This window comes from Anaerotruncus sp. 1XD42-93 (genome assembly GCF_009917605.1).
Classification (GTDB): Bacteria; Bacillota; Clostridia; order Oscillospirales; family Ruminococcaceae; genus Anaerotruncus.
In genome coordinates this window covers 26,996-41,560 of the sequence record NZ_QZEG01000025.1, presented here as the reverse complement: position 1 = coordinate 41,560, position 14,565 = coordinate 26,996, and the positions used below count along the sequence as shown (strand labels likewise).

At 52.3% G+C, this 14,565-nt stretch carries 13 protein-coding genes and 2 pseudogenes; 3 read left to right on the top strand and 12 right to left on the bottom strand.

The genetic code is table 11. From position 1 onward, the window contains the following. Nucleotides 1-197 (top strand): hypothetical protein (locus D5269_RS18320; protein ID WP_207670316.1); only part of this gene is annotated, 197 nt, incomplete at its 5' end. A gap of 104 nt (nt 198-301) precedes the next feature. Here the strand turns inward: D5269_RS18320 and D5269_RS10420 are convergent. The 10 genes and pseudogenes from D5269_RS10420 to D5269_RS10375 all read right to left on the bottom strand — a co-directional run bounded on the left by D5269_RS10420 (nt 302) and on the right by D5269_RS10375 (nt 10,062). Next, a pseudogene (locus D5269_RS10420) lies at nt 302-416 on the bottom strand (cysteine-rich KTR domain-containing protein). Between the two features lie 13 nt (nt 417-429). Beyond that, the gene (locus D5269_RS10415; RefSeq protein WP_155846329.1) at nt 430-1,137 is read right to left on the bottom strand and encodes an N-acetylmuramoyl-L-alanine amidase; all 708 of its coding nucleotides are present in this window, start codon (nt 1,135-1,137) and stop codon (nt 430-432) included. Between the two features lie 59 nt (nt 1,138-1,196). Beyond that, nucleotides 1,197-3,197, bottom strand: a complete 2,001-nt coding sequence (locus tag D5269_RS10410) for an ABC transporter permease (RefSeq protein ID WP_120486753.1) — start codon at nt 3,195-3,197, stop codon at nt 1,197-1,199. After that, nucleotides 3,194-4,414 (bottom strand): ABC transporter permease, encoded by a 1,221-nt coding sequence (locus D5269_RS10405; RefSeq protein ID WP_120486752.1) that lies wholly within the window; start codon nt 4,412-4,414, stop codon nt 3,194-3,196. Before D5269_RS10405 ends, D5269_RS10410 begins: the two co-directional genes overlap by 4 nt. After that, nucleotides 4,392-5,279 (bottom strand): ABC transporter ATP-binding protein, encoded by an 888-nt coding sequence (locus D5269_RS10400; protein ID WP_120486751.1) that lies wholly within the window; start codon nt 5,277-5,279, stop codon nt 4,392-4,394. The genes D5269_RS10405 and D5269_RS10400 overlap by 23 nt, the downstream gene beginning before the upstream one ends. A 1-nt stretch (nt 5,280) precedes the next feature. Then, the gene (locus D5269_RS10395) at nt 5,281-6,492 is read right to left on the bottom strand and encodes a hypothetical protein (RefSeq protein ID WP_120486750.1); all 1,212 of its coding nucleotides are present in this window, start codon (nt 6,490-6,492) and stop codon (nt 5,281-5,283) included. A gap of 2 nt (nt 6,493-6,494) precedes the next feature. Then, a complete protein-coding gene (locus D5269_RS10390; protein ID WP_120486749.1) occupies nt 6,495-7,529 on the bottom strand; it encodes a hypothetical protein in 1,035 nt (344 codons plus the stop codon). 202 nt (nt 7,530-7,731) lie between these two features. Beyond that, the gene (locus tag D5269_RS10385; RefSeq protein WP_016315154.1) at nt 7,732-8,085 is read right to left on the bottom strand and encodes a hypothetical protein; all 354 of its coding nucleotides are present in this window, start codon (nt 8,083-8,085) and stop codon (nt 7,732-7,734) included. After that, entirely contained in the window at nt 8,072-9,400 is a 1,329-nt protein-coding gene (locus D5269_RS10380; protein ID WP_120486748.1) for a HAMP domain-containing sensor histidine kinase, read from the bottom strand. Before D5269_RS10380 ends, D5269_RS10385 begins: the two co-directional genes overlap by 14 nt. Further along, complete coding sequence (locus tag D5269_RS10375) at nt 9,388-10,062, bottom strand: response regulator transcription factor (protein WP_120486747.1); 675 nt, start codon at nt 10,060-10,062, stop codon at nt 9,388-9,390. Before D5269_RS10375 ends, D5269_RS10380 begins: the two co-directional genes overlap by 13 nt. A 735-nt stretch (nt 10,063-10,797) precedes the next feature. On the opposite strand from D5269_RS10375, the gene D5269_RS10365 reads away from it, so the two are divergent. Together D5269_RS10365 and D5269_RS10360 are read left to right on the top strand one after the other, a co-directional pair. Continuing rightward, nucleotides 10,798-11,247 (top strand): hypothetical protein, encoded by a 450-nt coding sequence (locus tag D5269_RS10365; protein ID WP_016317296.1) that lies wholly within the window; start codon nt 10,798-10,800, stop codon nt 11,245-11,247. Beyond that, nucleotides 11,217-11,982, top strand: a pseudogene (locus tag D5269_RS10360) (IS5 family transposase). Before D5269_RS10365 ends, D5269_RS10360 begins: the two are co-directional and overlap by 31 nt. Before the next feature lie 199 nt (nt 11,983-12,181). On the opposite strand, the gene lysS reads toward D5269_RS10360, so the two are convergent. Both lysS and greA read right to left on the bottom strand, forming a co-directional pair. Then, complete coding sequence (lysS, locus tag D5269_RS10355) at nt 12,182-13,696, bottom strand: lysine--tRNA ligase (protein WP_016317294.1); 1,515 nt, start codon at nt 13,694-13,696, stop codon at nt 12,182-12,184. A gap of 163 nt (nt 13,697-13,859) precedes the next feature. Beyond that, nucleotides 13,860-14,333 (bottom strand): transcription elongation factor GreA, encoded by a 474-nt coding sequence (greA, locus tag D5269_RS10350; RefSeq protein WP_016317293.1) that lies wholly within the window; start codon nt 14,331-14,333, stop codon nt 13,860-13,862. Nucleotides 14,334-14,565 lie beyond the last annotated feature (232 nt).

The following is a 14,565-nucleotide window of genomic DNA, read 5'->3' as shown; positions in this document are numbered from 1 at the left end:
CGACTCCCGTCCTTTTTCTTCCATATCTCTATTTTACCACGTTCTTTTCTCCTTGTGAATACAGGTTCTTATTAAAAGCAAAATTGCTCTTAGTATCAAAGCGCGAAATCCAGGAAATCGCGGGGCTTTACCGAGCTCGCCCGGAACAGAGGGGCGGCTGGTCCTGGCCGCTGTACGCGCTATGGCAAATGAACTGACGGGCAAATGGAAAATACTTATCTTTTAGATGCAAAACAGTATGTAATGTGATATGCAGAGCCGATGATCTGGTGATTCGCTCACAAGTTCATCGGCTCTGCATCTATGCGTCTGGCCCTTTGATGACGGTGATTTTTTTGTTGTCCCTCAATAAGCGTTTCCTGCTTGCATTTAGGGCAATATATCGGGAAATTCAGCAGTACAGTATCCTCCCGCATCTTGTCATGGGTTTTATTCCCGCAAGCAGGACACAGTATCCTGATATTCCGGGGACAACAGTTTTCCCCGTTCTTCTGTGTTCGTCAAAAAACCGACCCCAATTAGAACAGCAGGAATCGCCGTTTCGCGCAACACGGCATAGTTTTCCTCCTTTACCTTCCGCGTTGAAATCGAATGGTTATCCGCCGTTGATGTGATAGTTTCTTCCAGATTCTCACTTTCAGCAGATTGATAGCAATAGCACCCAAATCCTGTGACGGAAGAATCATCTTCATACGAATTACAATGGATGCTGATAAAATAATTCGCCCCGGCGTTGTTTGCGATCTCTGAACAGTCAGGCAAGCTGACATCAGAATCGGCACTCCGCGTTAAAACAACGGCAGCACCCTCTGATTCCAATTTTTCTTGGAGTAGCAAAACGATGGACAAAGTAATATCCTTTTCAGTTGCACCATTTATTACGCACCCAGGCTGATCTCCACCACGTCCGGCATCCAAGGCAATTTTTACTTGTCCGGGAATAGAAGGCGCTGCCGGAATGATGGAGCTTCCCGCAACAGTGGTATCGCCCGTTGAATCTCCTCTATTCCCATCAGGCAATTCACTGTCCGGCGCAGGAGCCAGATGCTCCTTGATATAAAGCACCCCACATACCATAAGAATAATCATCAGATCCAGCAGAAGGAAGATCACACCGCGCAAAGCATAGGCGATCATCAACCTTCTGCCGCGCTTTTTTCGCCTTGCTCTGACGGATGCTTGGCGCTCCCGTACCGTCACGGCTCAAAAACCACCTCCTTCCCGTCCGATTTTAGAATCATGGTAACGTTCTCACCGTCATACTCAACAGACAAGGCTGGATCATTTGAAACCTTCAGACTGCCAACGCCGTCCTTGCCGCACAAATAAACACAGTCGGAATCCATGCGGTTGATAAAATACAGCCCTTGGTCGGTCAGGCAGAAGTCATAGGCAACCATATTCCGAAACGGCCTTGCTTTTTGGGTCTTGGTATCATACGTCGTCAGCAAAGAATTTTCGTTGATGAAGTAGATCGTCCGCCCATCAAACGCTATATTCCCCCTGGTGGGGATGTCCAGCACTTGCGTTCGCTGGATCGTCCTGCTCACTTCCGTAATCCCATCATTCGTAATGAAAAAGAGGCTGTCGTTGTTCAAGAAAAAGCCATAGCAGTATTGCAGAAACATCCAGGTATCCCCCACGGTATAGTCAATTCCCAGCAGAGATCGCCCGCTGTCCGTTATTTTCTCGAAAATAACCTGTTCCTCAAAGGTTTCTGTATCAAGCTGGACAATAGACACCTGGGTAGCTGTGCTGTTGTAGCTGCCGACCCGATCCACATACTGTTCTGTGCGCGAGGTCATATAGTAAATGCAGGGAGCATCCATATAGACCGCCTGGACGGATTCTCCGTCCAAAAAGGCCCCGAACAGCGGAGAGAGGGCCAAATCCGTCAAAGCGCCGGTTTCCCGGTTCTCCAGAGAGTATGTCCGCGTCTGATCGTCGAAGATCACACTGTAAGTTTCCGACACACTTTGCGAAGATGAATTGAATATCCCGTTTGTAGATTCTGTGACAGAGCAGCCGGACAGCGAGAGCAACACCGGCAGGCAGAGCGCGGCAACCCCGCAGCCTCTGACGGCTTTTCTTCCAGACTGCCAGCAGTTTGTGTTTTGCCGCAGGACCCACCATACCATGAGGGCGCAGCACACAGCGGACAGGCTGAGCAGGGCCAGCAGCTCCTGGGGGGAACGCTCCGAAAAAGTCACGATGGTTTCACCTGTCAACGAATCCTCCACAGAAGAAGCCCCCTCCAAAAAGCCGGTTGCCAGCAGGAACGGCAGGGGCAGCGGCAAGCGGTAGCAGATCTGTCTGGACAGGCCGATATACGGTATTAAGGTGGATGCCACCCCAATCACCACCGTCAAAGCGTATTTCTTCACTAAAACGGAGGTAAAGAGCAGCAGAGCGGCGAGGTACACCGAGCCAAAGCAGCGCAGGACGGTCAAAATCAGATACGCAGCCAGCAGGGAGATATTTTTTGTACTGCCCCCGAAACTGGCGATACTCTGAACAGGGTACTCCCCGTGGGGCAGGCCATATTTTACCGCAAAGAACAGAAAACGGATCAGGGATAGTCCTACACAGAGGACAAACACGGCGCAGAGGGTCATCACGACTTTACTTCTGGCACTCTTGCGGCTCTGCGGAGCCGTCCGCAAAAGCGCGTCCATCTGGCAGCTATACTCCGAGCAAAAAACCGCAGCAGCCAAAATCAAAATGACAAGGAACAGCGGGAAGTCCAGCGTTTGGGCGGAAAACAGCCCCGCCCAGCCGTTTGTTTTCAGAAAGTAACGATTGCCGGTGTTCTCGCAGATATATAAATATTGCTGATACACAGCTTCAAAACCATGCTCATGGGCCAATACAGTGTTGACCTCCGCAGTCTGCCGCTCATACTGTTCCGCTGTGATCTGGCCGCTGTAATAGCTTTCCTGGGACCCGGAGCGGGCATAGCGGGCCTCCGTGATGGCCTGGGCCTCCTGCTCCAGCCAAGCGGCCTTTTCCTCTGTATACGCCCCGTCCAGCCGTTCCAGATACCACTCGTATTCCTCGCGGTATTCTTCCATCGCGCTGTTCTGCGGCCTGTCGGTTGCAGCCAGCCAAACCGTACTGACCAGGAGCGCGGCCAAGATATAGCATAGGCCCCGCTGGTAAATCATCAGTTTTTTCCATTCATAAGAGAAAACACTCATTTTGCCCTCCCAACACAGCGGTGGCAGTTTTCCGCTGACAGAAAATAGATTGCGGTAACAAGCACAAAGCCCGCTGTCAAAGAAATCCAAACTGCGGCCTGCCAAGTCAGGACGGGGAACCCGCCCAGGTTCACAAACTCCGTTTTGCCCAGGAGAACACGGTTGGTCAGCAGAGAATAGGGATTCAGCACCTTTGTCCAGAAGAAATTGGAGTAGGCGCAAACGGCTCCGTTGACAACCAGCACTATACAGAGGGCAAAATTGATGACAAACGGGAGCAGGGCATTTTTCCAGAACATCGAAACCAGCAGCCAGAGCATCCCAATCACCCATGTGCCAGCGCATTTAAGTGCCGCAGACAGGAGGACATACTGAAAAATGCTGAGATTAACGGAGACTTCCGCAAAGTTCGGAATCGCGAACACCGGCAGGGTCAGCCCTTCCAAGGTCTGAAAGGAGGCCGCAAAGCCAATCAGGTCAAGGAGAGAAAACCACAGCGATGTCAAGAGCAGAAACAGGGTGGCCGCGAGGATTTTCGCCAGGGCTGTTTTTCTGCCGCCGTTAGGACTTACCAGTAACAGCATATCCATCTGCGTTTCCCGCTCGCTCACAAAGGTTCCGATGATCCCATAGAGGCAGAGCAGGAGGGTCAGGATGATGGAAAAATCATAGTTCAGATAGTAATTGCACATTTCCCGATAGGAAAAGGCGGGGATGGTGCGGCCAGCATAGAGGTTATAGATCGCGCCGCTCTCCCTCTGCTGATAGACCGCTCCCCGTTCCCCATAGAGCGCGGCGCTTTGCCGCGCTCTGTTTGCCACTTGCTCCGACCGGCCGCTGTACTCATAGGAATACTGCATAGGCTGCACAAAATACTTGTCCAGCAGGTTCCTGTCGCTGTACAGGTTCCCGGTCATCGTATTGGGGTCATCGGTGGCGGTGCTTGCGGTCATATCCGATGTGGCCTCCACAAGTGGCTGATAGACCGCAAGCAGGCGTTCGACCTTCTCCGGGGTAATCTCGCCCCGGTATTCCTCATAGAGCTGCCAATGGAGCGTGTGCCAGCTCCGCTCTCCGTTCCCGTCTGTCAGATAGGAGTAGGATTTGTATTCGCCATAGATTTTGAACAGGTTGGCGAGGCTGAACACCACAAAGAGCGCCAGGATGGAGCGTTTGCAGAACTGCTTGATAAACTCATACCGTATCAGACGTATCATGGCGCTCCCCCCTGCAATAGTACAAGAACACATCCTCCAGGTTGGGCTGGACAGGCTGTGCGGTCTTGATTGGGCATCCATCCTCAACAATGCGGAGGGTAAACCGTCCGTCCTCCTGCTTCATGTTGCTGACACAGTATAGATCGGTCAGCAGCGCGGCATCCTCGGCCCCGGCGGTCACATTCCACACTTTGCCCTCAATGTTCTGCTCCAGCGCGGCGGGCGTCCCCTGCATGAGCAGCGTCCCCTGTTTCAGCAGCAGGATTTCCCGCGCGATGCACTCAACATCAGAAACAATGTGGGTTGCCAGCAGGATCGTCCGGCCCTGGGCAAACCGGGAGATCAGGTTCCGAAACCGTATCCTCTCGCTGGGGTCAAGACCGGCGGTAGGCTCGTCCAGTATCAGAATTTTGGGGTCGGACAGCATGGCCTGCACAATGCCGACGCGCTGACGCATACCGCCGGAGAGCGCACCGATTTTCTTGTCCTGTGCGTCCGTCAGGTTCACCGTGGCCAGCAGCTCGGAAACCCGGTCCTGCCCTTCGTGGGCGGGAATGTCTTTCAGCGCACACATATAGAGCAGAAAATCCCTGACGGTAAAGTCCCGATAGAAGATAGGATACTGGGGCATATAGCCGATTTGGGACAAGAACGCTTTGCCCAGCGTCCTCACATCCTGACCGTCCACCCGGATCGTACCGCTGTCCCCCCGCAAAATGCCCACAAAGGTGTTGATGAGCGTGGTTTTCCCGGCCCCGTTTTCACCCAGCAGGCCATACACACCCTCACTCAAGGTGGCGGTAAAGTTTTTCAGCGCGTGCTTGCTTTTGTATTGCTTTGATACGCCTTCAAATGTAATCTCCATGTTATTCTCCAAATGTAAATGTGGATACCAACGTATCAACTTCGATAATGCTGCCTCCGAGAACGACTACGGCGGTCTTGGCCCCGTCCAAAAGGTAAATCCTGGGGATGCGGTTGAAATATGTAGGGTCGGAGTTCTCAATCACTTCGGTGGCAACCAATGCGCCGGAGGCCACGTCATAGACGCGAACAGTCAGATTGCTGCCCAGAACGGCGGTAGCGACATAGTCCCCCTGCTCCGAGCCGTACACGCCGTCTTTGCCCTCACCGCTGGCAGAGAAGGAAAGCGTATTGGCGCTGCCCGTTGCCCGGTCGATCCAAAGCAGCGTGCCGTTGGCCTGGGTAAAGGTCTGCGGGAAAAACAACCGGCTGACGCTGCTCTGCATTTCTTCCATTTCGTAGCCGGACGGTTTTGTGAGCTTCAGACCGCTGCCATCCACGGCGATGCTCCCGTGGATGGAAAAGCCTTCCTCGCCATCTACCGCGGGAATTGAGTTACCGCTGCCAAAGAACACAATCTGGCTGTTATCCTGAGCAAACGCGGCGCCGTTCAACATGGAAATTCCAATGCTGGCTGTCCCGGCATTTTGGGCCACGTTCAGGAGAGTAGTCAGGCTCCCGCTTTCCAGGTCATACAGATATAACCCGCCCATGGCGGCAAACGCCAGCTTCTTTCCGTCTGTGGAGGCCGTTACGCCCCCGGTTTCGCTGACAACAAAATCCCCCTGCAAAAGCTCATCCACCGCGATCTCTTTATTCAGAGAGAGCGAGCTGTCGTAGATGTACGCCATCATGCCGTTATCGCCCATGCCGGACAGGACGTAGCCCCCGTCAATGGCCTGGGATTCAAAGTCGCGCAGGGGTGCTTCTGCGGTGGCCAGCACCGAGGAAGTCCCTGTGTCGTAGAGGTACAGCTTGTCCGCCAGCACGAAAAGCGTTCCATTCCCGGCATAGGCGCAGCTCTGGAGCTTGCCGCCAAACAGGGCAGGGTCGAAGGTGCAGGATGTACCAGCCTGGGAAATGGGCTGGTACTGCTGTCCGTCAGAGGGCGGGACAGCGACCACGGATGTATCGGAGGGGTCACTCCTTGAAACCGCAGGAGTGTCGGAGGGGTCACCTCCCGAAACCGCAGGAGCCGGGGAATCCATCTTACCGCAGGCGGACAACGCCAGGGTAAAAAGCAGCGCCAATATCATGCAGAATGCCTTTTTCATGTTCAGTTCTCCTTATACAATAAAATAGAATTGGTCTTAAAGAACGGGCCGGATGCTCCACCTTGGGGGACGGCCACACAGTAGAAGGTGTTAAACTGCCCCAGCTTGTCCGGGTCGATCACGGCCTCAAGCTCCATGACGCCGCCTTTGCTCAATGTAATGGAGCGGCAGGTGCTTTCGTCAAATTTCACCGGCCGGTGATCCAGGAAAAAAGCGATGCTGTAACTTGTCCCGGCTGTGCCGCACATGGTAAATCGCAGGGTAACGGGAGCGGAGACCCGCTGGTTGTCATAGGTGATGCCGCCGTCATAGGAGAACGTATAATAGATCCCGCTATCCAGCGTGTCCATGCTCACACCGCCCCAGCCGTATTTGGGAAGCTCGTTTTCCACATACTGCGCTGTAACCTTTTCCTCCCACACATCACTCTGCACGAAGATTTCCCGGACAGGCGGAAGGTCTGAATGGGCGGCGGGCGCGTCCACGTTGAACTGCAATTCAACACAAGATTCCAGCGTCTTATGATACCAGCCATAGCTGGAAGTGGATTCCATATCCGGCTGGAAGTCCGGGTTCGTGATGCTCACCACGGTCAGGGTCAGCGTATCGCCGGTGCTGCCGGTCACAGGCTCAAAGAGGAAGGAAAAGGTCTGATCCTCTGCTGTGGGGAAGCTGTGGCAATACTCATACTCCGCTGTGGTATCGTTCACCTTGTAGGGCTGGGGCTGGCCGTCCAGAAACAGGAGAAATCCAACAGTATCCATCTTGCCGGAGAGGGAGAATCGGTAGTCCAGCCGAAACTCGCCGCCGTCATAGGGGAAGGGCAGGCGCTCCCCGCTCTCGGAGAAATCAGCCGAAGCAGCTTCGTGGGTGAGCATTGCCAGAAATCCGGCGTCCTCCTCCGCCGCCTCAAACGGGTTTGCCGCAACAGCCTGTGACGGCGGGGGCGTACTGTCTGGAATGGCATAGTTCCCGCAGGCGGCGAGGGATAAAAGAGCGCCGCATATCAGGGGAACGGCGATCAATCGTTTTCGCATACATGGCCTCCTTTGCTTTGATGGACTAAGCATAGCGGGAAAAAGTCAAAATTCGGTCAAGAAAAGCGAAATGCCGCCCAAGTTTTTTGGGCGGCATTTCGTTGTAAACGCCGATCAAATTTCCACATTGTCAAAACGGCTGAATGGGCAGTTGCCTATTATTGATAACTGCCCGATAAATGAGAAATTTCCTTTTAAAAATTTATTTTAAGCCTTCTTCCTTGATCTTATATATTCTAAATGCGTAATCCTTTTCCAAACGAATATTTGCCCAATTTCTCCCAATCTGTCTCACAAAATAATTTTCGTCCTCCGGAAATATCTGTTTTGTCATAAATCTTAACAGATCCAGTGCTTTGGCAGATTCTTTCAATACAATTTCAAGTGTACTCCATCCATCTATTACAGGCGAATATATTTCATGAATCATATCACAAAACAAATCGTTTCCGTTGATTGGTATTTTTCTTATTAAGTCCCCCTTCCTATCTTCAATCAGCATACTCTTTAACTGGGCATATTGTTTGCTGTCAAGCATCACTTCATATATTTCCATTTTCTCCTCCTGTTATTAAGGCTGTGCCGTACAATATTTCTTGCAATTTAATGGAGGCTTTCACGCAGGCCCCGTGGGGCGGTTGGTTTGAAAGCTCTATAGTTCCCCCGTGCTTTTGGCACAGCACCCGGCTTACAGCCAGTCCCAGGCCAAGGTGCTTGCCGGAGGTATCTTCGGAGTAAAACAGGGCGGTTTTCTTTTGCAGCAACTTGTCCGAAAAGCCCGGCCCGTCGTCGGTCACGGTGGCCAACAGGATTCCATGTTCCAGACAAAAAGTAAGTCCAATTTCCCGCTCCGCAAAACGGAGGGCATTGGAGATCAGATTTTCCAGAACGCGGTACAACAACTCTCCGTCAAGGACGGCCCTCCCCTTCGGCAAATGGAGGTCACAGGAAAAACGCACATCGGTATTCTGAAACAGAATGGATAGAGAATCCGCCATGTGCTGTAAAAAATCAGGAAGCTCCACCTCTCTGCGGTGAACTTCTGTTTCTTCGATAGCCCCCAGGTCACGCATGGTATCGGTATAGCGGCCCATGCGTTCCGCGGTAATGCCGAGATTGGAGAGCGCCTTTTCCAGTTTTTCCTCCGTCAAGGTCCCACCCCGGCTGTTCTCCTGCAAATATTCCACATAACCGGTCATGATGGCGATGGGGTTACGCAGGTCGTGGGCCACGGATGCCTGCAACGCCCGGCGTTCCTCCAGCATACTCCACATCTGACGGTTATTCTCATATAGGGTCTGCCGCATTTTCTCAAAGGCGGCACAGAGCCGGCCCAGTTCATCCTGCCCGTCAAAGGTAATCTGGAAGTTCAAATCCCGGTCTTGAATGTGGGCGGTGGCCTCCATCAGGACAGTGATCGGCGGCTCCAGCACCTTGTGATAAAACCACCACGCGCACAAAGCAATTCCAATCACAGCAAACAGGAACGGCAGCAGCACCATACAAATTTGCGAAACGCGGTAGGCCGTTCTCGCTTTAGGGGAAAGCATGGAGTAGCTGGATTCAATACGCTCTATCATGTAGCTCGTCTGTCCCTGATTCTCGTTGTGTTCCTGGCCGTCCGCTACCAGTTGGCCGAATGGCTCTGGCGAGCCATCAAGAATGTACCTCATTTTTGCTTCTGTGACCGTACCATCCGGGGCGGTTGTCTGCTGCGTTAGCCAGACCTCGTTGGAATCGGGGAGAATATGTTTTTGGAAACGATAACAGCCGAAAATCGCAAGGCCGCTGCACAGGAACACGATCAGCATTGTCATCGCCACGGCTTCCATGAAGGAGCGTTTCAGTGATTGTCCCTTTACTTTCTCCATCGGTAGCCCATCCCCCAAACTGTTTCGATGTACTCACTTCCGCTGGCCTGCATGAGCTTTGCGCGGATTTTGCGGATATGCTCTTTAACCACATTGCTGTCGCCCTCCGCGTCATAGCCCCATACCGCCTCATAGATACGTTCTTTGTCAAAGACCTGATTGGGGTTAGAGGACAGAAATTCAATGATGTCAAATTCTCTTTTGGAACAGGAAAGCTCCTGCTCGTTCCAAAATACTTTCCGGTCAGAGAGGTTGATAATCAGCCCCTGGGAGGTCACGACCTCCGGCGGGCGGTTATTCCGCTCGTCCCGGCGCAGATGAGCCTCAATGCGGGCAAGCAATTCCTGCAAGCCGAAAGGCTTGGTGATATAGTCGTCCCCTCCCGCCCGCAGGCCGTTGACCTTATCCTGCTCTGTGATCCGCGCCGTCAGGAACAGGATGGGGCAGACGATATGATTCCGAATGACCTTGCACAGCTCCAGCCCATCCATCCCCGGCATATTGATGTCCAGAAGGATGAGATTCGGCTTTGTATTCAGCTTCGCCAAGGCTTCATCGCTGCTGTTGGCTACGGAAACCGTATAGCCGTGATCCTGCAAATGGGTGGAAAGCAATTCGGTCAGGATAGGTTCATCATCCACAATCAAAATTCTGTATGCCATGCGAACACCTCCAGTCTTTTTCATCATATAGGGAGAAAGTCAAAATTCCGTCAAGGTAATCTTCGAGAATTAGCAGATTTCTATTATTATAGTCCGTCCCCTCAGATTGCACAAGGATAGCATCGGCATATTTTATAGCTTCGGTAGGAATAAGAACCCGTATTCACAACCATTCGACACCGTCTGAGCGGGTCTTTTACCGGCCTGCCGCGTTGAAAAATCTTGCAATACACAAAGGATTGTCTGCGTTTTTTCGCCTTGCAGGGCAGCAAAATCCCTCGCCCATCCGGCATCCTCTGATTATGAATACAGGTTCTAAAAGAAACGTTGTACTATCATAGAGGAAATGCAAAATAAAGAGAGGGCTATCCCATGTCCAAAAAGGAATCAGGCCTCCCGCATGGACATTACTGTAAAATCTGCGGCAAATACAAAGCTAACGAAAAGTTTTCCGGCAAGGGCCTCGCCGCGCATATCTGCAAAGCCTGCTCCCGGCTCTCCGCCGTAAAGAAAGCTGAGGCACAGACTATTTCCAATGGGCCGGTTGATCGCCAGTGACTAAGTGTGGCTGGGGAACCGGATGCACGATCACCGCCCGGAGGTTGCAGAATTGGCGCAGGAGGTCTACAACATCCATTTCCCCTATGCCGAGCGCAACGCAGGAAAAAACAGCTTATCATCAACACATTAGTTTTTGAAATCCATACAGAGGTCTTTGACGAGTATGGCAATGAATTGCCGGTCAACGGACGCTTTACCGCCAACAGGATCAGCCGCATCCTCACTATGACCGACTTCGATGGTGACGGGGCAGAGCAGTCCATGACGCTGGACGGCAAAAAGATGTCCACGCTCCTGCGCTGGGCCGTACATAGTCTGGAATCTTTCATGTGGCCGGAGGACTATAATCTTGCCCCCTCCCGAAACAGCGTCCTGCCATATTTTGATTTGCTACCAGAATATTGGGCAGATGAGGATGAAGAAGCTGATAAGGATTTTTCGGATGAAGATATGCCAGAGGGAGAAATCTGCTGGCGGATGCAGATAGAATACACAAATCATACCGCGCAGGAAATCGTTTCCTGGATAGCGTCTACACAAGAGGCGGGGATTGTGATAGAATGGAACTATCTTAAAAGACCGGGGGCAGAAAGATGGATGCATCCTATCATAGACACGACATAAACGATAAAGTATGGGAGTTGCTTGAACCACATTTGCCGGGACAACGAGGCCAGTGGGGCGGGATTGCTCAGGATAACCGCCGTTTTATCAATGCGGTGTTTTGGGTATTGCGAACCGGAGCACCCTGGCGTGACCTGCCTCCCGATTACGGGAAGTGGGGCAGTGTTCATCAGAGGTTCATCCGTTGGCGCAGAAAAGGTGTTTGGGAAAAGCTCTTAGAAATTCTGATCGATGAGCCGGATTATGAATGGCTGATGATCGACGCCAGCCATATCAAGGTACATCCCCACGCAGCGGGAGCAAAAGGCGGCAATCAGGATATGTCCAAGACAAAAGGGGGCTTAACACCAAAATACATCTGGCCGTGGATGCGTATGGTATGCCAGTCCGAATCCTTATTACAGAAGGTACCCGAGCGGATTGTAAAGAAGCTGTCCACCTGATAGAAGGCATTTCCGCAGGAACCCTGTTGGCAGGCCGGGGTTATGACACAAATGATTCCTGTCCTATGCGGTTTCAGCGGGGATGGAACCTGTGATTCCATCGAAGAAGAATCGTAAAGAACAACGCGGCTATGATAAATACCTCTATAAACTGCGTCACCTGGTAGGAAACTGCTTTCTGTCTTTGAAACGCTGGAGAGGCATTGCCGCCCGCTATGCCAAGACCTCTGATGCTTTTATCGCCACAGTACATATTCGTTGTATCGCTATTTGGGCTGCTATGCGTGCTTAACACGTGTAGATGCTATCTAACAAAAAAGGAGAACACTTTCCGAAATTTCTTTCAAAAAGTGCTCTCCTAAGTGTAAGCGCTATATTGTGCGGCCTGCCTTCAACAATTCATTCTGCATCACAATCCTTCGTATTTCTACGAAAAATTGTTGTCAACACAGATTTGAAGTGCTGCAAACCCGCATGATTCCTGAGTTTTCTCAGCCCAACGGCTTCATGGCCGGGAAGAGCAGAACATCGCGGATCGAAACACTATTGGTCAGCAGCATAACCAGCCGATCGACACCGATGCCGACGCCGCCTGTCGGAGGCATACCGTATTCAAGCGCGGTGAGGAAGTCCTCATCCACATCGGTCGCTTCCTCATCCCCGGCTGCTTTCAGAGCCGCCTGATGCTCAAACCGCGCACGCTGGTCAATCGGGTCATTCAGTTCGCTGAACCCGTTGGCGTGCTCGCGGCCCAGAATGAACAGCTCGAACCGCTCGGTATACTCCGGGTCATCCGGTTTGCGCTTGGAGAGCGGGGAGATGTCAACCGGATGCTCGGTGATAAAGACCGGCTGTATCAGGTGTTCCTCGCAGTATTCCTCAAAGAAGAGGCTGAGAATATCGCCCTTTCCATGCCGCTCCTCATATTCAATGTGGTGCTCCTTTGCCAGTGCACGCGCCTGTTCCAGCGTCTCCACAGTCCGGAAGTCCACCCCACTGTATTTTTTGACCGCATCAAGCATAGAAAGCCGCTCGAACGGTTTGTCCAGATCAATCTCAACATCCCCATACCGGATCACGCTGGTGCCGAGCACCGTCTGTGCACAATACCGGATCAGTTCCTCCGTAATGTCCATCATGCCCCGATAATCGGTGTATGCTTCATATAATTCCAGGAGGGTAAACTCGGGATTGTGGCGGGGGTCCATCCCCTCGTTGCGGAAGGTGCGTCCGATCTCATAAACCTTATCAAACCCACCCACAATCAACCGCTTGAGGTGCAGCTCGAGCGCAATGCGCAGGTACATATCCAGATCGAGCGTGTTGTGGTGGGTGATGAACGGACGCGCATTCGCACCGCCCGCCTGCATATGCAGCACCGGGGTTTCGACCTCGAGGAAACCCTTCCGGTCGAGGACACTGCGGATTGCGCTGACAATCCGCGAACGCTTGACGAAGGTATCCTTAACATCCGGGTTGACGATCAGATCGACATACCGCTGACGGTAACGCAGCTCGGTGTCCTTGAGTCCATGCCACTTTTCCGGGAGCGGCAGCAGGGATTTGGAAAGCAGAACCGCTTTGTCCGCCTTGACCGAAATCTCGCCCTTCTGGGTGCGGAACACCTCCCCTTCGATCCCGATGATGTCCCCAATGTCCCATTTCTTGAAATCTGCATAAACCTCCGGACCGACATGATCCTGCCGGACATAACTCTGCACCCGGCCCGAACTGTCCCGCAGATCGATAAAGGAAGCCTTACCCATCCCACGTTTGCTCATGATCCGCCCAGCGATCGAAACGGTCCTGCCCTCCATCTCGTCAAACTTTTCCACAATCTGGTCCGCATAGGCAGTGCGCGCATAGGTCGTGATCTGGAACGGGTCTTTCCCCTCTTCTTGCAGGGCGGAGAGCTTGTCCCGGCGGATCTGCAAAATCTCCGAGCGCTTCTGCTGTTCTTCCTCCGCGGTCAGCTCGACCGCAGGATTGTTCTGGTTCTCACTCACAATATGACACATCCTTAACAATGATAATGATACGGTTTTGACCGCCGCCGTTATCCCGTCACAACACCGGCAGATCTGTTTTTGTTCTGGGCATATTATAGCAAAAAAGCAGGCATCTGCATAGCCCGCTTTTTTACAAAATTTTCGACATTTCCGCCGGGAATTATAGGCCGATCTCCAGAATTTTGAGCTTGAGGACCGCAGCAGGAGCGTGAATCTCCACCACATCCCCGACCTTATGGCCCATCAGGCCCTTACCTACAGGGGATTCATCCGAGATGCTGTTGAGGTCGGAATGGGACTCGACCGAACTTGCGATCACATATTCCATCTCCTCATCAAACTCGAGATCAAGAATTTTTACCCGGCAGCCGATCCCGACTGTCTCGGTTGAAAGCTGGTCGCGGCTGATCACCTTGACCGACTTTAGCTGGTCCTCCAGCTTCTTGATCCGCGCTTCCACGACCGCCTGTTCATTTTTGGCCTCGTCATACTCGCTGTTCTCCGAAAGATCGCCGAATCCGCGTGCAATCCGAATCTTCTCGGAAATTTCGCCACGGGTAACGCTTTTCAACTCATTGAGTTCCGCTTTGAGCGCTTCATAGCCCTCGGTAGTCATTACCAGTTCTGTTGCCATTTTCATTTTCTCCTTTTAAAGATACATTTCTGATGCCGGCGGCCACTGTCCGGGCATACGCTCCCCCACTCCCCGGACTTCACCGCAGCATTACGGCGACAAATGCCATCGGCCATTATAATCGAATCAGCAGGATTCCCTGGTCGATTTCTGGCGACACGGCAAAACAAATTCTGCGACCGCCACCTAGCCAAACCGGAGAAGGCTCAGCCAATAGCACATATTATATTCA